We start from the raw sequence: 22,804 nt of genomic DNA, 5'->3' as shown, positions 1-22,804 counted from the left end.
AGAGCAAGACCAGAGGCAACGATGGAAGCATCGCGAGACATTTCCCGTCTGATCGACATCATGGCGGCGCTGCGAAACCCGGAGAGCGGTTGCCCCTGGGACATCGTCCAGACCTTCGAAACCATCAAGCCCTATACGATCGAAGAGGCCTATGAGGTCGCGGATGCGATCGAGCGCAAGGATAACGACGATCTTTGCGACGAGCTCGGCGATCTCCTGCTGCAGGTCGTCTTCCACGCGCGAATCGCCGAGGAGGCCGGAGCATTTTCCTTCGGTGATGTCGTGCACGCCATTACCCGCAAGATGATCCGTCGCCATCCACATGTCTTTGCCGTCTCCGATGCCAAGACCGAGGATGCGGTGACGCTGCAATGGGACCGGATCAAGGCCGAAGAGAAGCGGGAACGCGCCGAACGCCGCACCAAGAGCGGTATCACTGAAGATTTCAAGGCCGGTTTCCTGGGTTCAGTGCAGCGGACTTTCCCTGCCCTGACCGAAGCCTTGAAACTGCAGGAGCGCGCCGCCAAGGTGGGTTTCGATTGGTCTGCGCCGGAGCCGATCCTCGACAAGATCGAGGAGGAGATCGGCGAATTGCGGGCAGCGCTTGCAAGCGGCGACAAGGCCAAGGTCAGCGATGAACTCGGCGATCTAATCTTTGCTGTCGTCAATATCGGCCGGCATGTGAACGCCGATCCCGAACAGGCGTTGCGCGGCACGAACACCAAATTCCGCCGCCGCTTCCATCACATCGAAACAACGCTCGAGGCTAAAGGCGAGACGCTGGAAGGCGCCTCGCTGGAGCGGATGGAAGAAATCTGGCAGTCAGCAAAGGCCATCGAGCGGCAGCTGGCAGGTGTCAAGTCGGCGTAAAAGCCGTCTATTCCCAATCTTCGCGTTGCGGCTTCGGGCCGTTGCCCATGCGCCGCTCCAATTCAGCCGCTTCGGTCTCTGTGAGTCGGACGTCGAGCGTCACCGTGCCATCCTCATTGTCCTCGCGGTTATCGACGATGGCGTGATTGTAAAGCCAGGGCAGCAGCGCCAGCTTTTCGACGGGCAAGGTGATCGTCGTTTCCGTCAGCACGCCGGAAAGGCGCCGGCTGATTTCATCCATCAGACGATCGACGCCCTCGCCTGTTATCGCTGAGACGGCAATGACGTTTTCCGCGGTCGACGCCTTCTGGACGATGGCATCGTGAGCTTCCGGCTCCAGGCGGTCGATCTTGTTCCAGACCTCAAGGATGCGCTCGGCGCCTTCGGCCTCGCCAATGCCGAGATCGCCGAGAATGCGCATCACGTCAGCGCTCTGGGCCTGATTGTCATCGTCCGAGAGATCACGGACATGCAGGATCAAGTCGGCTTCCAGCACCTCTTCCAGCGTTGCGCGAAACGCGGCCACCAGATGAGTCGGCAGGTCGGAGATGAAGCCAACAGTATCTGAGAGAATGACCGTGCGGCCATGCGGCAGCTTCATGCGGCGCAGCGTCGGGTCGAGCGTCGCAAACAGCATGTCTTCCGCGAGCACGCCGGCGCCGGTAATGCGATTGAAGAGCGTCGACTTGCCGGCATTGGTATAGCCGACGAGAGCCACGATCGGATGCGGCACCTTCTTGCGTTTGGCGCGATGAAGCTGGCGGGTGCGAACCACCTGTTCGAGCTCGCGCTCGAGCCGGATGATCCGTTCCTGCAGCATGCGCCGGTCGGCTTCGATCTGGGTTTCACCCGGGCCGCCCATGAAGCCGGCACCGCCGCGCTGGCGTTCAAGGTGGGTCCAGCTTCGAACCAGCCGGCCCTTCTGGTAGTTCAGATGCGCAAGCTCGACCTGCAGCGTACCCTCCTTGGTGGAGGCGCGGCGGCCGAAGATTTCGAGAATGAGGCCGGTGCGGTCGATGACCTTGGCGTTCCATGCCTTTTCAAGATTGCGCTGCTGTACCGGCGTCAACGGATGATCGACGATCACGAGGCCGGCGTTGAACTCGTCGAGCAGCGCGCGAATCTCTTCGATCTTGCCGGTCCCGAGCAGCGTTGCCGGCCGCGGATCGTTGATGGCAACGATTGAGCCGTTGACGACATCGAGATCGATGGCCAGCGCAAGCCCCTTTGCCTCTTCCAGTCGGCTTTCGGGCGGGCGTGAAATGGAGATGGCACTGTCGGCTTGAGCGGAACGCGCGGCGCGCGCCTGTTTCAGCACAGGCACGACGACAACAGCGCGCATGTCATCCCGGTGTTTTACGGTCTCCGGGATGAGGGAATCATTTTTGGTATCGCGTGTCGTGATAACGGCAAGTCCCAGTTAGGATGCGGCTTCTTCGCTCTCGAACATCTGCATCGGCTGACCCGGCATGATCGTCGAGATCGCATGCTTGTAGACGAGCTGCGAATGGCCATCGCGGCGGAGCAGGACGCAGAAATTGTCGAATGAGGTTACGACACCTGTGAGCTTCACGCCGTTAATCAAGAAAATTGTGAGTGAAATCTTTTGCTTGCGAACAGTATTGAGAAACAAGTCCTGCAAGTTCTGAGAACGTTCCGCCATCGCGCCGCTTCTTTCTTTTTTGCCGACCTGAGCCGGTTGAATGTCATGGTATACAGAGGTCCCGGACGGGAGATACCCTCATTCTCTCCCCCCAGCGAATGTTGGTATCAAATCGCAGTCTTTTCCGCAACGTCGAAAAAGGCTTCACGAATTTTCTGTGACATGCTGCCCGGATGACCGTTCGCTATAGTCTCTCCATCGATAGAAACGACCGGAAAACAGATACTTGTCGCCGCCGTGATGAAGACTTCGCGGGCCTTCATCATCTCTTCGACCGAGAAGAATCGCTCGACGATCGTCACGTCGAGCTTGGCTGCAACGTCCATCAGCGTCGTGCGGGTGATGCCGCGCAGGATGCCGTGTTCGGCCGGGCGGGTGACGAGATTTCCGTCGTGATCGACGATCCAGACGTTGGTCGCCGCACCTTCCTTCACCATGCCATTGTGATCGATATAGATCGCCTCCTGCGCGCCGGCCTCCTTGGCCTGCTGACGGGCCATCGCGTTCGGAAGCAGTCCGACCGACTTGATATCCACGCGATCCCAGCGGTTGTCGCGGACGGTGATCGCCTTGATGCCATTGGCGTTCTTCTTGGCGATCACGGACTGATCGGTGCTCTTGGCGGTGACGACGATCGAGGATGGCGTGCCGGCCGGCGGAAAGACGTGATCGCGCCGGGCAACGCCGCGCGTCACCTGCAGATAGAATAGGCCATTGCGGACATGGTTGCGGCGCAGCGTCTCGCGAATCACGAGAACCAATGCCTGGCGCGTCATCGGCCAGGCGATGCGCAGCTCGCCCAGCGAACGGTTGAGGCGATCGAGATGACGCGTCAGGTCGACGATCACGCCATGGCGAACCTCGCACACCTCATAGACGCCATCGGCGAACTGATAGCCGCGATCCTCGATATGCACCATGGCATCGCTGTGCTTGACATAGCGGCCGTTGACGTAAGCTATTCTCGGCATAGAAGCCCCTGATCCGAATTCTGTGATGTTCGAAATGTCGGGCGGCCGTTCAGACGCCCAACGACTTCAGCTTGCGATGGAGTGCCGAGCGTTCCATGCCGACAAATTCCGCCGTGCGCGAGATATTGCCGCCGAACCGGTTGATCTGAGCGATGAGATAATCGCGCTCGAACATTTCGCGGGCTTCGCGCAGCGGCAATGTCATGATGTGGTAATCATTCTTGGCGGAGACCTTCGGCAGCATATCGCCGAGGTCGGTCGGTAGCATTTCCGCGGTGATCGGTGTCTCGGCCCCATCCGAGCGCGCCAGGATCATCAGCCGCTCGATATTGTTGCGCAGCTGGCGGATGTTGCCGGGCCAATCATGCGCCTGCAGCACGGCCATGGCGTCGTCACCGATGCGACGCGGACGGATGCCCGCCTGCTCCGAAATCTGGCGCATCAGCTGATCGACGAGGAAGGGAATATCCTCCCGGCGCTCGGCAAGAGCCGGGACGCGGACGGGCACGACAGCTAGGCGGTGATAGAGATCTTCGCGGAACAGGCCCTCGGCAATGCGGCTCTCGAGATTGTAGGCCGTGGACGAGATGATGCGCACATCCACCTTCACCCGCTTGGAACCGCCGACACGCTCGAACTGCTGGTCGACGAGCACCCGCAGGATCTTGTTCTGCGTCTCGCGCGGCATTTCACCGACTTCGTCGAGATAGAGAATGCCGCGATGGGCCTCTTCAAGGGCACCGATCTTGCGCGCCTGCCCTGGCGAGCCTTCGGTGCCGAACAGCGCTATCTCCATGCGCTCTGGCGTGATGGTGGCGGCATTCAGCGCCACAAACGGGCCATTGGCGCGGGTCGACTTCTTGTGGATCATCCGGGCCACGAGCTCCTTGCCGGAGCCCGATGGACCGAAGATCATGATGCGGCTGTTGGTGGGAGAAACCTTGTCGATGGTCTGGCGCAGCTGCGACACGGCTACCGACGTGCCGATCAATTCAACGGCGTCGCCCGTGCGGCGCTTCAGCTCGGAGACCTCACGCTTCAGCTTGGAGTTTTCCAACGCGCGCTCGGCGATCAGGATGAGGCGATCGGCCTTGAACGGCTTTTCGATGAAATCGAAAGCTCCGCGCTTGATGGCGGACACGGCCGTTTCGATATTGCCATGACCAGAAATCATAACCACGGGCAGCTCCGGATGGCGCGCCTTGATCTCATCCAATAGCGCCAGACCGTCGAGCTTGCTGCCCTGCATCCAGATATCGAGGAAGATCAGCCGCGGCGCGCGATCGGAAATCGCGGCGAGCGCGCTGTCACTGTCATACGCAGTGCGAGTTTCGTGCCCCTCATCCGAAAGAATTCCCGAAACGATTTCGCGAATGTCTTCCTCGTCGTCGACTACGAGAATATCAGATGCCATAGACGCTTTCCTTGTCATTTTCTGTATGGGCGACGGCGGCTTGCTCACGGCGCGGCAGATGCACGCGGATCATGGCCCCCCTGCCCTGGTCGAAATCGGCTGGCGCGTCGTGGAGTTCGATCTGCCCGCCATGGTCTTCAATGATCTTCTTGACGATGGCGAGGCCAAGGCCCGTGCCCTTCTCGCGCATCGTCATATAGGGTTCGAGAATGCTGTGCCGGTTTTCCACCGGCAGGCCGCGGCCATTGTCGATGACGTCGACAGTGAAGCGATCGCGATCCGGATCGAGCGACGAGCGCACGAGGATCTTCGGCTGCTCGCGAGCCTGGTCGCTCGGTACGCCTTCGATTGCCTCGACGGCATTCTTGATGAGATTGCCGAAGGCCTGGCCGAGCATTCGCGCATCGAACATGCCCTCGAGCCGTTCGTCGCCCAGCTCACGCCCGAACTGGACATGTGTATTGCCCATTTCGCGCAGGAACACGGCGTCGCGCAGAATATCGCGCAGATCGGTCGGCTCCATGGTCGGCTTCGGCATGCGGGCGAAGGAGGAGAACTCGTCGACCATGCGGCCGATATCACCGACCTGCCGGATGATCGTATCCGTGCACTGGTCGAAGACAGGACGGTCGGCATCGGCGATGTTCTTGCCGAAACGGCGGCGGATACGCTCGGCCGACAGCTGAATGGGCGTCAGCGGGTTCTTGATCTCATGGGCAATGCGGCGGGCGACATCGGCCCAGGCGGTCGAGCGTTGCGCTATGACAAGATCGGTAATGTCATCAAGTGTGATGACATAGGACTCGTTGGCATCGCGCGATTCCTCACGCGTTACCTGAACGCTGAGCGTGCGTACCGTTCCGCCGCGAACAAGGCTTATCTGCTTGCGGAAATCGCTGCGATGGCGCGTCGTCGCTTCCGTCACGACTTGATCGACCTCTGGTGAGATATCAGACAGATTCTTGCCGATGAGCTCGTCGCTCTTGAGCGTCAGTAGATCTTCAGCCGAAGTATTGACGATGGTGATGCGCCGATCGTGCTCGACACCGATCACGGCCGCCGTCACACCCGACAGCACGGCCTCGATGAAGCGGCGTCGGTCGTCTACCTCGTCCTTCGCTTCAAGGATTTCATCGCGCTGCGTGCGAATTTCCGAGATCATCTTGTTGAAGGTGCGCGACAGGCTGCCGACGTCGCCGTCAGCCGAGCGTACCGGCACCAGTACGTTCATGTTCCCCGAAGCAACGTTATCCGCAGCGCTGATAAGGAGACGGATGGGCCTGACGATACGATCGGCAATTGCGATGGCTGTCCAGATCGCCGCCAGAAGTACGATGAGAGCAAAGCCGATATAAAGAACGGCAAAAGCGATCTGGAGCGACATGCGCCCTTCTTCCATCGCCTTGTACTCTACCGTATTGTCCTCCACCATCCTCATGGCATTCATGACGCGCGGGTCGACCGCCCGAACGGTGTAGAGAAACGCGCCGGGTATTTCATCGAGCTTGATGACAGCGCCGACAAGATTGGTCACGCCAGGCGGGATGAGAGTCGGTTGCCCGTTGGCCGAAGAATCAAGCGCGTCTTTTGGAATGGCCGGCAGCGGACGTTCGGTCTTGATCTCGGCCTGGACAATGGCGCTGCCGTCGCGGCGCACGAGAAATGCACCCAGCAAGCCGCGCCCGCGTGCCTGACGGGTCATCAAGTCGGCAAAGCCGGTGCGATCGAGATTGAAGAGCGAACGGTTACGCTCCAGATCGTTTGCCATCGACACAGTCTGACCCTGCAGATAGCTCGCATTCTCCATCAGATAGGCTTGCGCGACGTTCTGCGAGGAGCTGATGATCTGCTGCGTGCGCACGCCGAACCAGCGATCCAGGCCGACATTCAGCGTCAGGCTGGCAACGATGGCAACGAGAATGGCCGGCGTGATCGCGACGATCGAGAACAGAACGACGATGCGGATATGCAGGCGGGCTGCCGCGCGACCACGGCTGCGTGCCTTCATCAGGCGCGCCACTTCGCGGGCGATCAGAGCGATCAGACCCAGGACGAAAAGTCCGTTGATAACGACCGAGGTGAAAACGACGGATGATGTCGGGGCGACTGGCGTCAGCCCGAGAAGCATCAGCAAGGTCGCAATGGCGCACAAAAGCGCGCCGCCGGCCAGGATCAGACCAGGTAGGGCAAAGGAAGCACGACGATCCGTCACCTTGACAACCGTCTCGTCGCTCGCCGCCGGCGACACCGCGTCCTGTATCATTCCCATCAATCTCCACGCCCGAGCGACGGTCGGCGCCCTGGTCAAATGCACGGCCAATTACGACCTTCATGCGAGTGACAGGCAGAGGCGGGAACTGTCGTCCGGTTTCGCTAAGGAGCGAAACCCTTACTTCAGGTCATCATTGCAAATAGCTGAAAAATCAGACGAACTCTTGCCTTTGGGAGAGCTGGCCAGACGAATCGCCACTGCAAAAACGACGAATCAACTGCGTGACCTTTAAGCAACGCATTGTGGCGAAAATGCAACGCATCGGCTCGCGTTGTCAAGCCGTTCGGGAACTTCTGTAAACCGAAACACCCAGTTCTCTGATCTTTTTGCGTAGCGTATTGCGGTTGAGACCCAAAAGATCGGCCGCCTTGATCTGATTACCGCGTGTCGCGGTCAGGGCGGCGAGAATCAGCGGATATTCCATCTCCGTCAATACGCGGTCGTAGAGACCCGGGGGCGGCAGGTTCTCGCCGAAACTGGCGAAATAGGTCCGCATATTCTCTTCCACCGCCTGCGCGATGGTCATGGAGCCGGTGCGGACCGGCCCTTTTTCGATCGGGCTGTCGGGCACGTCGGCGCGCAGCTCCGCGTCGATGATCTCCTTGGTGATGACATCCTGCGGATAAAGCGCCATCAGCCGGCGGATAAGATTTTCCAGCTCGCGGACGTTGCCTGGCCAGGGATAGGCCTTCATGAGTTCGAGCGCTTCCTGATCGAAACGCTTGGAACCCAGCCCTTCCTTCTCGGCCTGCTGGATGAAATGACGCACGAGATCCGGGATGTCCTCGGCGCGGTCGCGCAGCGGCGGCAAGCGCAGCGGCACGACGTTGAGGCGGTAATAGAGATCCTCGCGGAAGAGGCCCTGATTAATCGCCTGCTTCAGGTCCTTGTTGGTGGCGGCGACGATGCGGACATCGGTGCGGATCGGGGTGCGGCCGCCAACGGTGGTATATTCGCCCTGCTGCAGCACGCGCAGCAGACGCGTCTGCGCATCCATCGGCATATCGCCGATTTCGTCGAGGAACAGCGTGCCGCCTTCGGCCTGTTCGAAACGTCCGGTCGAGCGGGTCTGCGCGCCAGTGAAGGCGCCCTTCTCGTGGCCGAACAGTTCGGATTCGATCAGGTCGCGCGGGATGGCGGCCATGTTGATGGCCACAAAGGGACCGTTGCGGCGCTTGCCATAATCATGCAGGGCACGCGCCACCAGTTCCTTGCCGGTACCGGATTCGCCGGTGATCATCAACGTGAGATCGGTCTGCATCAGACGCGCCAGCACGCGATAGATTTCCTGCATCGCGGCCGAACGCCCCACAAGCGGCATGCCGTCCTGCGTGTCGTCGTCGAGCTTTGCCGGCTTGCGCTTCGGTTCGGACAGGGCGCGGCCGACGATAGCGATCAGCTCGGTCAGATCGAAGGGCTTCGGGAGATAGTCGTAAGCGCCCTTCTCGGATGCCTTGATCGCCGTCATGAAGGTGTTCTGCGCACTCATGACCAGAACAGGCAGATCCGGTCTCGCCTTCTTGATGCGCGGCAACAGGTCGAATGCGTTTTCATCGGGCATGACGACGTCGGTTACGACAAGGTCGCCTTCGCCGGCGGAGACCCAACGCCAGAGCGTGGCAGCGTTCGATGTGATGCGTACATCGTAACCCGCGCGGCTCAAAGCCTGGTTGAGCACGGTGCGGATGGCCGCATCGTCATCGGCGACAAGGATCGTGGCTGTCATCGAGTAGTCCCTGTAGAGTTCGGAAGTGGGGCATCTTCAGAGGTGATGCCTTTGGAGGCAGGCATCAAAACACGGAATGTGGTGCGATGGTTCTGGCTGTCGCATTCGACGATGCCGCCGTGGTCACCGATGATCTTGGCGACCAGCGCGAGGCCGAGGCCGGTACCATTCGTCTTCGTGGTGATGAACGGATCGAAGAGATGCGGCACGAGATCGGCCGGCACGCCCGGGCCGTTGTCGATAACGCAGAATTCCAGCGGCAGCGAGATTTTTTCGCGCGTGCCGGCGACCGAGAGTCTGATGCCGGGGCGATAGGCCGTTGTCAGCATGATCTCGCCGTCCTGACGGTCGCCCACCGCTTCAGCAGCGTTCTTCACCAGATTGAGAAAGACCTGTACGAGCTGATCCCGGTTTGCGAAAACCGCCGGCAGCGAGGGGTCGTAATTCTCTGAGATCTTGATGTTGCGGGCAAAGCCGGCCTTGGCGACGGCCTTCACATGATCGAGCACGGAGTGGATGTTGACGGGGACGCGATCGACGGGCCGCTCGTCGGAGAAAACTTCCATGCGGTCGACCAGCGAGACGATACGGTCCGTCTCGTCGCAGATAAGGCGCGTCAGCGCGCGATCGTCGTCTTCGACCGATTGCTCCAGCAGCTGTGCGGCGCCGCGGATGCCCGACAGCGGATTCTTGATCTCATGCGCCAACATGGAGGCAAGGCCTGTGACCGATCGGGCGGCGGCGCGATGCGTCAGCTGCCGGTCGATCTTGTCCGCCATGGAGCGTTCCTGGAACACCACCACCACGGAGCCGGGGTCGCTGGAAATCGGCGCAACATAAATATCCACCAGCTTGTCCTGTCCCAGGCGCGGCGAACTCAGATCGACGCGATATTCGTTGACCGGCGCGCGGCGCTCCCGCACCTGATCGATCAACGCCAGCAAGGGGCTGCCGAACGGAATGAACGTCGAAATCTTGTAGCGCGACAGATGCGATGCGCTGGCGCCGAAGAAGGCCTCCGCCTCCCAGTTGGCGAAAGCAATCAAACCCGCCTCGTCGACCATGACGACGGGATTCTGGATTGCGTTGAGAACCGCCATGGCGACAGAGTTGGCCGCGGTATCACCGGCGCCGGAGCTGGATTTCGAGGTCATGCAGCCTCCTGAACGCATTGGGCGAGATCGGCGCCGGCCTGCAGCGCAGCACGGAAGGATGCAGCCACTTCGCCGCTATCTTTCGACGTCATAATTTTTGCCTTGTCGGTACCTGCCGTTGCCGACGCGTAGCGGTCGAGATACCAGGAGAGATGCTTGCGCGCATGGCGAATGCCGACCGTTTCGCCGTAGAATTCCAGCATCATCCGATAATGTTCGAGAGCGATCTCGACGATCTCCTGGCGGCTTGGCTCGCGATGACCGGCCAACACGCCCGCATGCCACGGGCGGCCCTGGCAGCCACGGCCGATCATGACGGCATCGGCACCGGAGCGGCGCAAAATTTCCTCGGCGTCCTCAGCCGTTTCGACATCGCCATTGGCAACAAGCGGGATGGAGACAACATCGCGCACGGCGCGGATGGCATCCCAATCCGCCCTGCCCTCATAGAATTGCATGCGCGTGCGGCCGTGAATGGTGACTAGCTGAATTCCGGCCTCTTCGGCCCGGCGCGCGATATAAGGCGCATTGATGGAACTCTCGTCCCAGCCGAGCCGCATCTTCAGCGTGACGGGAATGTTCACCGCACGGACCGTCGCTTCGATCAATGTCAGCGCATGATCCGGATCGCGCATCAGTGCCGAGCCGGAATAGCCGCCAATCACCTTCTTGGCGGGGCAGCCCATATTGATATCGATGATATCGGCGCCATTGTTCGTGGCGATCTTTGCAGCCTCGGCCATCCAATGCGCCTCGCGGCCGGCAAGCTGCACCATATGCGGCTTCAGCCCTGCGCTTCTCAGACGCGCCCAGGATTCAGCCGTATCCTGCACGAGCTCGCGGCTTGCGACCATTTCGGTAACGACCAGACCGGCGCCATAGCGCAAGGCAAGCTGCCGGAAAGGCAGATCGGTTACGCCCGACATCGGTGCCAGGATCACACGATTCCGGATGGATACGGAACCGATGGAAAATGGGGCTGCAAGCTTGGAAGACAGCAAATGATTATCTTTCGGGCACACCATACGTCTGCACTATTTTTAGACACGCTTTGAAAGTTTGCCAAGGGGTTTCGAAGAATCCCGATATTTTTTGGGCAGATGCTGGAAAATACTCAGTTGAGGCGATAGACCCTGCTTGAGCAGGGTCCCGTTTTGGCGATCTATTTAGCATGTGCTTGTTCAAAAGAAAGCTCTACGCTTTTCAAAGCCATGCCGAGACGGAGCCTTTCATCTTCGGGGATTTATGACGCAAATGCATTCAAAGCAACCGTTGTCGGTGGGAATCGTCATCGTGGCCGCCGGGCGGGGCGAACGGGCGGGTTCTCCGGAAGAAGGCCCCAAGCAATATCGTCCGATCGGCGGCAGAGCGGTTATTGCGCATACGCTTGAAAGATTCGTGACATGGCCGCAGGCATCGAAAATCGTCGTCGTCATCCATCGCGACGATGAGAAGCTGCTGCGTGCGGCTCTGGAACAGGTTTCAGGCCTGCCTGAGATCAAGATCACCTTCGGTGGCGCGACTCGCCAGCAGTCCGTGCTTGCCGGGCTGCGCGCTTTGAAAGACAGCGGCGTCACGCATGTGATGATCCACGATGCCGTACGCCCCTTCTTCGATCATGATCTGCTGGATCGTGTCGCCGCAGCGCTTGCAGACGGTGCGCCGGCCGTGCTGCCAGCTATGCCCGTCACAGACACGCTGAAGCGCGGCAATGCCGATGGACTAGTCGTCGATACGATTCCCCGCACCGGGTTGCACGCCGCGCAGACGCCGCAATCCTTCCGTTTCGCCGATATTCTCGACGCCCATGAAAAAGCCGCTGCCGATGGCAGAACCGATTTCACGGACGATGCGGCAATCGCGGAATGGTGTAACCTACCGGTGACATTAGTGATCGGCAGCGCCGACAACGTAAAACTGACAATCAAAAGGGATATTGCCATGGCCGATGAAAAGCTCGGCGCCGGCCTGCTGCCTGATGTGCGCACCGGCAACGGCTATGACGTCCACCAGCTGGAGCCGGGCGATGGCGTCACCCTTTGCGGCGTCTTCATTCCCCACGACCAGAAGCTGAAAGGGCACTCGGACGCCGATGTCGCCCTGCATGCCCTGACGGACGCGCTGCTCGCCACCTGCGGCGCCGGCGATATCGGCGATCATTTCCCGCCCTCCGATCCGCAATGGAAGGGCGCTCCGTCGCGCATCTTCATCGAGCATGCGGCAAAGATCGTTCGCGAACGCGGCGGCACCATCATGAATGCCGATGTCTCGCTGATCGCCGAGGCGCCGAAGGTCGGGCCGCATCGCGACACCATGCGGGCCAGGCTCTCGGAGTTTCTGGGCATCAGCATCGATCGCTGCTCGGTCAAGGCAACCACGAACGAGAAGATCGGCTTCGTCGGCCGCCGCGAAGGCATAGCGGCCATCGCGACCGCCACCGTCGTTTATCGCGGAGGCAAGGCATAATGCATTTTCCCGATGAGATTATCGCGCTCGCGCAAACGATCGTGACGGATTTCACAGCAAAAAGCTGGATGGTCGCGACAGCCGAATCCTGCACCGGCGGGCTGATCGCCGGCGCTCTGACGGAAATTCCCGGCTCATCCGCCGTCCTCGATCGCGGCTTCGTCACCTACACCAACACTGCCAAGATGGAGATGCTCGGCGTTCAGGAGCAGACACTTACGCAGTTCGGCGCGGTTTCAAAGGAAACGGCGCTGCAGATGGTCTATGGCGCCCTCTTCCGCTCCCGGGCTGATTTCGCCGTAGCGGTTACGGGTATCGCCGGCCCCGGCGGCGGTTCGGCAGAAAAGCCGGTCGGGCTCGTCCACCTCGCCGCCAAGGCTCGCAGCGGCGCGCTCCTCCATCACGAAATGCGCTATGGCGACATCGGCCGCGACAAGGTTCGGCTCGCTACGTTGAAGACGGCGCTGGAGATGCTCGTCATGCTCGGTCAGTGACCGGGCGTAGCTTCAAGCATAGATCTTGTTCGCGCGCGTCTCGAAGGCATCCGTGAACATGCGGAAAGCCCGATCGAACATCGATCCCATCAAGGCGCCGAGGATGCGGCTCTTGAACTCGTAATCGATAAAGAAATCGATACTGCAGCCGCCGTTTTCAGAGGGCGCAAAGCGCCAGCGATTATCGAGATATTTGAACGGTCCATCGATGTATTTCACGTCGATCGCGCGCTCCGCTTTGTTCAGCAGCACCTGTGTGGTGAACGTCTCGCGGATGGCCTTATAGCCGACCGTCATATCGGCAACGAGCAGGCTCTTGCCGTCACGCTCCTTGCGGCTGCGGATCGTCAGCGCCTCGCAAAGCGGCAGGAATTCCGGATAGCGCTCCACATCGGCGACGAGGTCGAACATCTGGTCTGGCGAATGCGGAACGGGGCGATGGGTTTCGAATTGAGGCATGAGCCGCAATTAAGCAGGACGGCCAAGAAGATCAAGGAGCTGACGCATTTCGCCGCGGGATTTCAGCTGCAAAACGGGGACATCAGGACCGTGCTCGGCAAGACCGGCAAGAACCCGCGGCGTGAATTTTTCTTCAAATGTCCAGATGAAGCGCAGGAACTCCCAATCGATTTTTTCTATGCAGCCAGGCGCCATCTCCGGTCGCGTGCGGCCCATCCATTTAATCCAGCGAGAAACGGCACCCCAGATGCATAGTAAGCGAGGCATCCTCACCCATATGACCAAGTCCGTGCGTGGCAGACGCACATCGAATGTTGAGGGATTGGTTCCGTCCATAATCCATCGCTCGCCCTGCACTTTGGCAACGATGATGGCGCGCTGCTCAGCCTTGTCGCGCTGAACCCAGCCTGGCAGCCACAAAACGTCGCGATCGATCGAGACATAGGCAAGGCCGACGTGTGTGGCGATCTTCTGCGACAGGGTCGACTTGCCGCCGCCGGAGCAGCCCATGACGAGGATTCGGTTCGCCTTTTTGACAAGCGCAGCCGCCTCTTCGATATTAACGACACGGTCAAGCGCTTGCGGCGCGACGATCTGCTCCACGATTCGGCTCCATATTCGATCTTGACGGGCGCCGGTACGGGCAACAAACGGCTGGCGTGCTTCCTAAATCAAGCGGATGACGATCCTGTGGCAGAGCACGCGAAAACCGTGGTAAGGATCCCTTGGCCAGATCGAGGAGCAGCGCAATGGCGATGGTGCGGTACATAGTAGAGGATGTGGAAGCGGCAGCGGCATTCTATCTGAAGCATTTCGGCTTTACGCTAAAACAACAGTTCGGACCGGCAATGGCGATTCTGACACGGGATGACCTCACATTGTGGCTTGCAGGCCCGATGGCGTCGGCTTCCCGCCCAATGCCGGATGGCCGCAAACCTGAACCGGGCGGCTGGAACCGGTTCGTGCTTGAGATTCAGGAAGAATTGCCCACACTCGTTTCCACTCTGCGCGAACATGGTGTTCATTTCCGCAACGACATCATAGAGGGACCAGGCGGACGACAAATCCTGTGCGAGGATCCGTCCGGGAACGCGATCGAACTATTCGAACCAAAAAGCTCATGAGATCTCCGCGTCGCCGCCCCTGGGGACAAAGAGACTACTTTTTTCCTATTCCGCTGCCAGCAGCAGCTTCTTTTCGCGGGCAGCACGCAGACGCGCGAAATCGTCGCCGGCGTGATGCGACGAGCGCGTCAGCGGACTGGAAGCGACCATAAGGAAGCCCTTGGTGTAAGCCACAGTCTCATAGGATTTGAATTCTTCCGGCGTCACGAAGCTCATCACCTGATGATGCTTACGCGTCGGCTGCAGATATTGGCCGATGGTCAAGAAGTCGACATCGGCGGTGCGCAGGTCGTCCATCAGCTGCAGCACTTCGTTGCGCTCCTCGCCGAGGCCCACCATGATGCCCGACTTGGTGAACATGGTCGGGTCCAGTTCCTTGACCCGCTGCAGCAGGCGGACGGAGTGGAAGTAGCGCGCGCCGGGGCGAACCGTCAGATAATTGCCGGGCACGGTTTCCAGATTGTGGTTGAAGACGTCAGGCTTGGCAGCGACGACGCGCTCCAGGGCGCCCGGCTTCTTCAGGAAGTCCGGTGTCAGGATTTCGATCGTAGTCGAGGGCGAAGCGGCGCGGATCGCCCAGATGACTTTCTCGAAATGCTCGGCGCCGCCATCTTCCAGGTCGTCGCGGTCGACCGAGGTGATGACGACGTGGCTGAGGCCCATCTGCTTGACGGCCTTGGCGACGTTTTCCGGCTCCGCCATGTCGAGCGCGTTCGGCTTGCCGGTCGCGACGTTGCAGAAGGCGCAGGCGCGGGTACAGATCTCGCCCATGATCATGAAGGTGGCGTGCTTCTTGTCCCAGCACTCGCCGATATTCGGGCAGCCGGCTTCCTCGCAGACCGTGACGAGCTTGTGCTCCTTCACGATCGAGCGGGTTTCGGCATAGCCCTTCGATGTCGGCGCCTTCACGCGGATCCAGTCCGGCTTGCGCATGACTTCCGTATCCGGCCGATGCGCCTTCTCCGGGTGTCGCACGCGCTTGGCGTCCGGGTTGATCGTGTCGAGAATGGTGACCATGAAACGTCTACTTTCCGCCGCTTGAAATGCGGCCCTTCATCGCCGAGCGAATTTGGCGAGGAATATCAGAATGCATGCACCGATGAAACCGGTGATGAAAAAGCCAAGCCGGCCGCCGGGTACGCCGACATGCAGGGCCACCATCAGCGCCGCAGCTACGACCGAGCCGGCAATGCCGAGGATGATGTTCAGGATGACCCCATAGCGTGCGTCCATCAGCTTGCCCGCGAGCCAGCCCGCAAGACCGCCGATGATGATCAGACCCAGCCAACCTACGCTTTCCATCAAACCCTCTTTTCGGGCGCCCTTCAGGACAGTCCTGCCGGGCGTCGCGTTGCGTCTTAACGATGATGCTCTAGACGATCAATCTCGCCAACAGCACCACAATGATCGCACCGACCGTGGCATGGATGATCTCCACGACAAGCGCATTTTCAATGCCGAGCGATATCCCGAAATAACGGAAGAGGAAACCGCCCACGAAAGCCCCGATCACACCGCTCACCAGGCAACCGATGAGCCCACCGCCTCCAACGATCAGGCTCGCGAGGAAACCCGCGACCAACCCGATGAGAAGAAAGACGATCCAACCTTCCGCCGTTATAGACATGTTGATTTCCTTTCCTGTTTTCCACCCCCTGGATAAAGGGCATGGCAGGAAATTATCAAGCGTTCAGCACCCGGCCATAGGCATCCAGCACGGCTTCCTTCATCGTTTCCGAAACGGTCGGATGCGGGAAGATCGTATGCATCAGCTCTTCTTCGGTCGTCTCCAGGTTCATGGCGACGACGAAGCCCTGGATGAGTTCGGTGACCTCGGCGCCAACCATATGTGCGCCCAGAAGCTCGCCGGTCTTCTTGTCGAAGATGACTTTGCAGAGACCCTGGTCTTCGCCAAGCGCGATCGCCTTGCCGTTGGCGACGAAGGAGAAGCGGCCGACGCGGATATCGCGGCCGAGTTCCTTGGCCTTGGCTTCGGTGAGGCCGACGGAAGCAACCTGCGGCTGGCAATAGGTGCAGCCCGGCACCTTGCTCTTGTCGGTCGGGTGAACATTCGGCAGGCCGGCGATCTTCTCGATGCAGACGACGCCCTCATGCTCGGCCTTGTGCGCCAGCATCGGAGGACCGGCAACGTCGCCGATCGCGTAGATGCCCGGCACGTTGGTCTTGCCGTAGCCATCGATGACGACGCAGCCGCGGTCGGTCTTCACGCCGAGCGCCTCGAGGCCGAGGTTCTCAATGTTGCCCTGGACACCGACGGCCGAGATCATACGGTCGGCAACGATCTGCTGCACCTTGCCGTCTTCGGTTTCGACATGGGCAGTGATCGAGTTGGCAGCCTTATCGACCTTCGTGACCTTCGCCTTGGTGAAGATCTTCAGGCCGCGCTTTTCCAGCTGCTTGCGGGCAATGCCGGAGATTTCGGCATCCTCGACCGGCATGATGGTCGGCATGACTTCAACGACGGTGACGTCGACGCCCATCGAGCGATAGAAGCTTGCAAATTCAATGCCGATGGCGCCCGAGCCCATGACGAGCAGCGACTTCGGCAGGAAATCCGGCTTCAGCGCTTCGAAATAGGTCCAGATCAGCTTGCCGTCCGGCTCAATGCCTGGCAGCGCGCGCGGACGGGCTCCGGTCGCGACGATGATGTGCTTGGCGGTATAGGTGCCTTCGCCCTTGACGTTCTTCGGCACCGGATGCTGCGGCTCGACGACCGGCTTGGTCGACTTGCCGACAACGATCTCGCCCGGCTTGGTGATCTTGGCTTCGCCCCAGATGACGTCGACCTTGTTCTTCTTCATCAGGAAGCCGACGCCGGTGTTGAGCCGAGCGGAAACGCCACGCGAACGGGCGACCACGGCCTTCACATCCGCGCTTACCTTGCCTTCGAGAACGAGGCCGTAATCCTTCAGATGATTGGAATGATCGAGAATTTCGGCCGAACGAAGCAGCGCCTTGGTGGGTATGCAGCCCCAGTTGAGGCAGATGCCGCCCAGGTGCTCGCGCTCGACGATCGCGGTCTTCAGGCCAAGCTGGCCGGCGCGCACGGCGGCGACATAACCGCCCGGACCGGAGCCGATGATAATGACGTCGTAATTCTCAGCCATGTGTTTCCTGCCTTATTGCTGGCGGCGGATCGGAGCCGGCGCCTTGAATCTATCAGAGACCGAGCATCATCCGCACGATCGGCTCGAGGCCGCGACCGAGCGCCCGGGTGTTTTCCGCATCGAGATGAACGCCATCGAGCGGCGTGGTCACAGCGACCGTATTAGCGTCGAAGAAGCCGCATCCGAGTTCGTCCGCCAGATCGCTATAGAGCGTCGGCAGCTTGCTCGATTCCTTGACTGCGCCGAGAAAGCTGGCCGCAAAAGCGGCATTGGCCGTCTCGGTGATTGCCGGCGGGGCGACGATGAGGATATCGGGCACCTCGTAGTCGAACCCCCAGGCATGATTGCGCACCAGCTGGACCAGGCGACTGATGCCCTGCAGAGCGGCAAAGGCCGAACCGGCAACGACGGGCTTCATGTCGTTAGTGCCGAGCATGATGATAACGAGATCAAGGGGATTGTGGGTCTGCAGGATCGTCGGCAGGATCCTCGCGCCGTTGCGGTCGCAATCGGCGAGATGATCGTCGAAAGCGGTCGTGCGGCCGTTCAATCCTTCCGGGATCACGCGCACCTGGTTGCCGAGCGCCTTTTGCAGCACGCTCGGCCACCGATCTTCATAGGCATGACGGCCGACCGTTTCGGCGCTGTAGCCCCATGTCAGCGAGTCGCCGTAACACAGAACAGTCTTGGTCATTCATGCCTCCGTGTCACAACAAGGCTCAGACGAGCATCCCCATCGGATTTTCGATGTAACCCTTGAAGGCTGCCAGGAGCTCGGCACCGAGCGCACCGTCGACGGCGCGGTGGTCGGTCGACAGCGTGACGGTCATCACGTTGGCAATCACCATCTCGCCCTTCTTGACGATGACGCGCTGCTCCCCCGCGCCGACGGCCAGGATGGTCGCATGCGGTGGGTTGACGACGGCGGCGAAGTTCTTGACGCCCATCATGCCCATGTTCGACACGGCGGTGGTGCCGCCCTGATACTCCTCGGGCTTCAGCTTGCGCTCCTTGGCGCGCTTGCCGTAGTCCTTCATCTCGTTGGAGATGGTGGAGAGCGTCTTCTGCTCGGCGCTACGGATGATCGGCGTGATCAGGCCGCCCGGAATGGAGACGGCAACGCCGACATCGGCATGCTTGTGCTTGACCATCGCGCTGTCGGTCCAGGAGACATTGGCATCCGGAACATCGCGCAACGCCAGCGCCAGGGCCTTGATGACCATGTCGTTGACCGAGAGCTTGTAGGCCGGAACACCATCCTTCGACTTCGGAGCGGAATCGTTGAGCTGCGTGCGGAGCGCCAGCAGCGCGTCGAGTTCGCAATCGACCGAAACGTAGAAGTGCGGGATCGTCTGCTTGGATTCCTGCAGGCGCTTTGCAATCGTCTTGCGCATGCCGTCGTGCGGCACGAGCTCGTAGGAGCGCTGCTCGAACAGCTTGAGCACGGCGTCGTCGGACATGCCCTTCGCAGCGGCCGGAGCAGCAGCGGCAGCCGGCTGAGCAGCCGATGCTGTTGCAGGAGCAGCCTTGGCGGTGCCGCCGGAAACGGCAGCTTCGATATCCTTCTTGACCACGCGACCATGCGGGCCGGTGCCGGAAACCGCAGTCACATCGATGCCGGCTTCCTTGGCAAGACGGCGTGCGAGCGGAGACGCGAAGGTGCGATGACCATCGTTTGCTGCTGGAGCCGATGCAACGGGTGCAGGTGCAGCCGCAGGAGCCGAAACGCTTGCCGGAGCCGGAGCTGCCGCAGGTGCGGCTTCCGCCTTCGGAGCTTCCTTGGCTGCCGGAGCAGCAGCGGCACCAGCGCCGGATGCTGCAGCCGCGACATCCTCGCCATCGGCAGCGATCACGGCGATCAGGGCATTGACCTTCACGCCTTCGGTGCCGGCAGGAACGACGATCTTGGCGACCGTGCCCTCATCGACAGCCTCGACTTCCATCGTTGCCTTGTCAGTCTCGATCTCGGCGATGACATCGCCGGACTTGATCTTGTCGCCTTCCTTGACCAGCCACTTGGCGAGGTTGCCCTCTTCCATGGTCGGCGAGAGGGCAGGCATGGTGATGTTGATAGGCATCGATGAGCCCTCCCCTTACTTGTAGCAAACGGCCTTCACCGCATCGACCACTTCGGCGACGCTCGGAAGCGCCAGCTTTTCGAGGTTGGCGGCGTATGGCATGGGTACGTCCTTGCCAGCGATCGTCAGGATCGGCGCATCGAGATAATCGAAGGCCTGCTGCATGACGCGGGTGGCGATTTCCGTGCCGACGGAGGACTGCGGATAGCCTTCCTCGACGGTGACCAGGCGGCCGGTCTTCTTGACCGATTCGATGATCGTCGGAAGATCCATCGGGCGGATGGTGCGCAGGTCGATGAGTTCGACATCGATGCCCTGGGCTTCCAGCTCGGCGACGGCCTTCGTGGCATAGGTCATGCCGATGCCGAAAGAGACGACCGTCACGTCCTTGCCAGGACGATGAATGCGGGCCTTGCCGATCGGCAGAACGAAGTTATCGAGCTTCGGCACATCGAAATGCTGACCGTAGAGGATTTCGTTCTCAAGGAAAATGACCGGGTTCGGATCGCGGATCGCAGCCTTGAGCAGGCCCTTGGCGTCGGCTGCCGTATAGGGCATGACAACCTTGAGGCCCGGAATGTGGCTATACCAGGCGGCATAGTCCTGGCTGTGCTGGGCGCCGACGCGGGCAGCAGCACCGTTCGGGCCGCGGAAGACGATCGGAGCGCCCATCTGGCCACCGGACATGTACAGCGTCTTGGCGGCGGAATTGATGATCTGGTCGATCGCCTGCATGGCGAAGTTGAAGGTCATGAACTCGACAATCGGGCGGAGGCCGGCCATAGCGGCGCCGACGCCGATACCGGCAAAGCCGTGCTCGGTGATCGGGGTATCGATCACGCGGCGGGCGCCGAACTCCTGCAGCAGGCCCTGGGTCACCTTGTAGGCACCCTGATATTCGGCGACTTCTTCACCCATGACGAAGACGTCTGGGTTGGCGCGCATTTCTTCGGCCATCGCATCGCGCAGCGCTTCACGCACTGTCATCGACGCCATTTCCGTGCCGGCCGGAATTTCCGGATCAGCCGCAGCGGCAACCTTCGGCTGGGCCGGGACCGGCGCAGCAGCAGGGGCCGGAGCGGCGGCAGGAGCCTCGGTCTTTGCCGGCTCGGCAGCAGGTGCAGCCTTTGCGGACGAAATAGCGTCTGCGGATTCACCGTCCTGCAAGAGGATGGCGATCTTGGTGTTGACCTTGACGCCTTCGGTGCCGGCGTCGATCAGCAGCTTGCCGATCGTGCCTTCGTCGACGGCTTCCACTTCCATGGTGGCCTTGTCGGTTTCGATTTCGGCAATGACGTCACCGGAAACGACCTTGTCGCCTTCCTTCTTGAGCCATTTCGAAAGGGTACCCTCTTCCATAGTCGGAGAAAGGGCGGGCATGAGAATGTCGATGGGCATAGTGTCCCTCCCCGATTTAGAGCAGAATGTCGGTGTAGAGCTCGGATGCATCCGGCTCCGGATCGTTCTGGGCGAAATCGGCGCTGTCTGCGACGATGTCGCGGACATCCTTGTCGATATCCTTCAGATCGTCCTCGGTCGCCCAGCCCTTTTCGAGCAAGCGAATACGGACCTGCTCGATCGGATCGTGCTCGGAGCGCATCTTCTGCACTTCATCCTTGGAACGGTACTTCGCCGGGTCGGACATGGAGTGACCGCGGTAGCGGTAGGTCAGCATTTCCAGAATGATCGGCCCCTTGCCGGAGCGGCAATGCGCAACGGCTTCGTCAGCCGCAGCCTTGACGGCGCGAACGTCCATACCATCGACCTGAATACCGGGAATGCCGAAGGAGGCGCCACGCTTGGAGAAATCAGCCTGGGCTGTGGCGCGAGCGGTCGAGGTGCCCATGGCGTAGCGGTTGTTTTCGATCACGAAGATCACGGGCAGCTTCCAGAGCTGCGCCATGTTGAAGCTTTCGTAGACCTGGCCCTGGTTGGCGGCACCGTCACCGAAATAGGCGACGCTGACATTGTCATTGCCGCGATACCAGTTGGCAAAGCCAAGGCCGGTGCCGAGCGAGACCTGTGCGCCGACGATGCCATGACCGCCGTAGAAGTTCTTTTCCTTGGAGAACATGTGCATGGAGCCGCCCTTCCCTCGGGAATAGCCGCCCTGGCGTCCGGTGAGCTCGGCCATGACGCCGCGCGCGCTCATGCCGGTCGCCAGCATATGGCCATGGTCGCGATAGCCGGTAATGACCTGATCGCCATCCTTCAGCGCCAGCTGCATGCCGACGACTACTGCTTCCTGACCGATGTAAAGGTGACAGAAGCCGCCGATGAAGCCCATGCCGTAAAGCTGGCCGGCCTTTTCTTCGAAGCGGCGGATCAGGAGCATCTCACGATAAGCCTTGAGCTCTGCATCACGATCGAAATCTGCGATCGGGCCGCCATTGGTTTCCTTGGCAGGCCTTGATGCTGTTTTACGGCTGGAAACGGTCGCGTTCTTTCGCGGCGCCATTCAACCCTCCCTGTGTGAGTAGCCTCGTTTTTTGGTGAGGCGTAACATAGGGAAGATTGTCCGCCACAGCAATGCTATAATTGCATGGCTCATATTCACCGCAAGTTATTGATATAACTCACAAAAACGCAATTAACCGGAATTCGGTTAATTGTGGCTATTTATTGAAGATGACGATCTCGTTCGCCTTGGAATAGGTCAACTGGTAGCGCGCATATTGATCGAGCATATCCTTATCCAGAGAGCCATCGCTCAACAGCGCGACCTCCTTTTCAAGGTGCTCGCGCCTGGCGACAAGATCAGCCAGCTCCTTGGCACGGTCGACGCGGCGCTGCTCGAAAACCTCAGTCGCCTTCAGGCCGTAATCGCCATGAATGCAATGATAACCGAAGTAGCTCACAAAAGCGATGGTGATGGCGGGAAGGATGAGACGGCCGAACCTTCTCTTCTTATGATACTTTGTCCACATACTCGCTCGTCACGCTCTGGCTTTGCGCGATCTCCTCACAGCCCATTCGGCCCAAACA

At 60.3% G+C, this 22,804-nt stretch carries 23 protein-coding genes; 4 read left to right on the top strand and 19 right to left on the bottom strand.

Annotated elements, in window-relative coordinates:
• The first annotated feature begins 21 nt into the window (after window positions 1-21).
• Window positions 22-870, top strand: a complete 849-nt coding sequence (gene mazG / locus ACK83U_RS06545) for a nucleoside triphosphate pyrophosphohydrolase (protein ID WP_112610241.1) — start codon at window positions 22-24, stop codon at window positions 868-870.
• Window positions 871-877: 7 nt separating this feature from the next.
• Here the strand turns inward: mazG and hflX are convergent, their stop codons facing one another.
• The 8 genes from hflX to dusB form a co-directional block, all read right to left on the bottom strand.
• A complete protein-coding gene (gene hflX / locus ACK83U_RS06540; RefSeq protein ID WP_112610239.1) occupies window positions 878-2,212 on the bottom strand; it encodes a GTPase HflX in 1,335 nt (444 codons plus the stop codon).
• A 78-nt stretch (window positions 2,213-2,290) separates the two neighbouring features.
• Window positions 2,291-2,533, bottom strand: a complete 243-nt coding sequence (gene hfq, locus ACK83U_RS06535; protein WP_003539403.1) for an RNA chaperone Hfq — start codon at window positions 2,531-2,533, stop codon at window positions 2,291-2,293.
• Window positions 2,534-2,640: 107 nt separating this feature from the next.
• Window positions 2,641-3,504, bottom strand: a complete 864-nt coding sequence (locus tag ACK83U_RS06530) for a D-amino-acid transaminase (protein ID WP_112610237.1) — start codon at window positions 3,502-3,504, stop codon at window positions 2,641-2,643.
• A 49-nt stretch (window positions 3,505-3,553) separates the two neighbouring features.
• Complete coding sequence (locus ACK83U_RS06525; RefSeq protein ID WP_112610235.1) at window positions 3,554-4,918, bottom strand: sigma-54-dependent transcriptional regulator; 1,365 nt, start codon at window positions 4,916-4,918, stop codon at window positions 3,554-3,556.
• Window positions 4,908-7,181, bottom strand: coding sequence for a sensor histidine kinase NtrY-like (locus ACK83U_RS06520; RefSeq protein ID WP_112338342.1), 2,274 nt, complete (start codon window positions 7,179-7,181; stop codon window positions 4,908-4,910). Before ACK83U_RS06520 ends, ACK83U_RS06525 begins: the two co-directional genes overlap by 11 nt.
• Window positions 7,182-7,464: 283 nt before the next feature.
• A complete protein-coding gene (gene ntrC / locus ACK83U_RS06515) occupies window positions 7,465-8,916 on the bottom strand; it encodes a nitrogen regulation protein NR(I) (RefSeq protein WP_112338341.1) in 1,452 nt (483 codons plus the stop codon).
• Entirely contained in the window at window positions 8,913-10,070 is a 1,158-nt protein-coding gene (locus tag ACK83U_RS06510; protein ID WP_015339827.1) for a two-component system sensor histidine kinase NtrB, read from the bottom strand. The genes ntrC and ACK83U_RS06510 overlap by 4 nt, the downstream gene beginning before the upstream one ends.
• On the bottom strand, window positions 10,067-11,095 hold the full coding sequence (dusB, locus tag ACK83U_RS06505) for a tRNA dihydrouridine synthase DusB (protein WP_112610233.1): 1,029 nt from the start codon (window positions 11,093-11,095) through the stop codon (window positions 10,067-10,069). Before dusB ends, ACK83U_RS06510 begins: the two co-directional genes overlap by 4 nt.
• 220 nt (window positions 11,096-11,315) lie before the next feature.
• Between dusB and ACK83U_RS06500 the strand changes: the two genes are divergently transcribed.
• Window positions 11,316-12,536, top strand: coding sequence for a bifunctional 2-C-methyl-D-erythritol 4-phosphate cytidylyltransferase/2-C-methyl-D-erythritol 2,4-cyclodiphosphate synthase (locus ACK83U_RS06500; protein ID WP_112610231.1), 1,221 nt, complete (start codon window positions 11,316-11,318; stop codon window positions 12,534-12,536).
• Window positions 12,536-13,030, top strand: coding sequence for a CinA family protein (locus tag ACK83U_RS06495; protein WP_412474807.1), 495 nt, complete (start codon window positions 12,536-12,538; stop codon window positions 13,028-13,030). Before ACK83U_RS06500 ends, ACK83U_RS06495 begins: the two co-directional genes overlap by 1 nt.
• Before the next feature lie 12 nt (window positions 13,031-13,042).
• Here the strand turns inward: ACK83U_RS06495 and ACK83U_RS06490 are convergent, their stop codons facing one another.
• Window positions 13,043-13,489 (bottom strand): type II toxin-antitoxin system RatA family toxin, encoded by a 447-nt coding sequence (locus tag ACK83U_RS06490; RefSeq protein WP_112338338.1) that lies wholly within the window; start codon window positions 13,487-13,489, stop codon window positions 13,043-13,045.
• 9 nt (window positions 13,490-13,498) lie between these two features.
• Window positions 13,499-14,047, bottom strand: coding sequence for an AAA family ATPase (locus ACK83U_RS06485; RefSeq protein ID WP_412474837.1), 549 nt, complete (start codon window positions 14,045-14,047; stop codon window positions 13,499-13,501).
• 191 nt (window positions 14,048-14,238) lie between these two features.
• Between ACK83U_RS06485 and ACK83U_RS06480 the strand changes: the two genes are divergently transcribed.
• Window positions 14,239-14,613, top strand: coding sequence for a VOC family protein (locus ACK83U_RS06480; RefSeq protein WP_112338335.1), 375 nt, complete (start codon window positions 14,239-14,241; stop codon window positions 14,611-14,613).
• A gap of 45 nt (window positions 14,614-14,658) precedes the next feature.
• Here ACK83U_RS06480 and lipA read toward each other — a convergent pair whose 3' ends face one another.
• The 9 genes from lipA to ACK83U_RS06435 all read right to left on the bottom strand — a co-directional run bounded on the left by lipA (window position 14,659) and on the right by ACK83U_RS06435 (window position 22,746).
• Window positions 14,659-15,630 (bottom strand): lipoyl synthase, encoded by a 972-nt coding sequence (lipA, locus tag ACK83U_RS06475; protein ID WP_112338334.1) that lies wholly within the window; start codon window positions 15,628-15,630, stop codon window positions 14,659-14,661.
• A 36-nt stretch (window positions 15,631-15,666) separates the two neighbouring features.
• Window positions 15,667-15,915 (bottom strand): GlsB/YeaQ/YmgE family stress response membrane protein, encoded by a 249-nt coding sequence (locus tag ACK83U_RS06470; protein WP_015339819.1) that lies wholly within the window; start codon window positions 15,913-15,915, stop codon window positions 15,667-15,669.
• A 70-nt stretch (window positions 15,916-15,985) separates the two neighbouring features.
• Window positions 15,986-16,240, bottom strand: a complete 255-nt coding sequence (locus ACK83U_RS06465) for a GlsB/YeaQ/YmgE family stress response membrane protein (protein WP_015339818.1) — start codon at window positions 16,238-16,240, stop codon at window positions 15,986-15,988.
• A 55-nt stretch (window positions 16,241-16,295) separates the two neighbouring features.
• Window positions 16,296-17,741, bottom strand: coding sequence for a dihydrolipoyl dehydrogenase (lpdA, locus tag ACK83U_RS06460; RefSeq protein WP_112415153.1), 1,446 nt, complete (start codon window positions 17,739-17,741; stop codon window positions 16,296-16,298).
• A gap of 52 nt (window positions 17,742-17,793) precedes the next feature.
• The gene (locus ACK83U_RS06455) at window positions 17,794-18,435 is read right to left on the bottom strand and encodes an SGNH/GDSL hydrolase family protein (RefSeq protein WP_069612108.1); all 642 of its coding nucleotides are present in this window, start codon (window positions 18,433-18,435) and stop codon (window positions 17,794-17,796) included.
• A 25-nt stretch (window positions 18,436-18,460) separates the two neighbouring features.
• Complete coding sequence (locus tag ACK83U_RS06450) at window positions 18,461-19,819, bottom strand: pyruvate dehydrogenase complex dihydrolipoamide acetyltransferase (RefSeq protein ID WP_112610227.1); 1,359 nt, start codon at window positions 19,817-19,819, stop codon at window positions 18,461-18,463.
• Between the two features lie 15 nt (window positions 19,820-19,834).
• Window positions 19,835-21,217 carry a pyruvate dehydrogenase complex E1 component subunit beta gene (locus ACK83U_RS06445; RefSeq protein WP_112610225.1) on the bottom strand — a complete coding sequence of 461 codons (1,383 nt, stop codon included), beginning with the start codon at window positions 21,215-21,217 and terminating at the stop codon, window positions 19,835-19,837.
• A 16-nt stretch (window positions 21,218-21,233) separates the two neighbouring features.
• The gene (gene pdhA, locus ACK83U_RS06440; RefSeq protein ID WP_015339813.1) at window positions 21,234-22,277 is read right to left on the bottom strand and encodes a pyruvate dehydrogenase (acetyl-transferring) E1 component subunit alpha; all 1,044 of its coding nucleotides are present in this window, start codon (window positions 22,275-22,277) and stop codon (window positions 21,234-21,236) included.
• A 157-nt stretch (window positions 22,278-22,434) separates the two neighbouring features.
• On the bottom strand, window positions 22,435-22,746 hold the full coding sequence (locus tag ACK83U_RS06435; RefSeq protein ID WP_015339812.1) for an FtsB family cell division protein: 312 nt from the start codon (window positions 22,744-22,746) through the stop codon (window positions 22,435-22,437).
• Between the last annotated feature and the right edge of the window lie 58 nt (window positions 22,747-22,804).

The organism is Rhizobium sp. WW22 (assembly GCF_047041135.1).
Taxonomy (GTDB): Bacteria; Pseudomonadota; Alphaproteobacteria; order Rhizobiales; family Rhizobiaceae; genus Rhizobium.
This window is presented reverse-complemented; position numbering and strand designations above follow the sequence as displayed.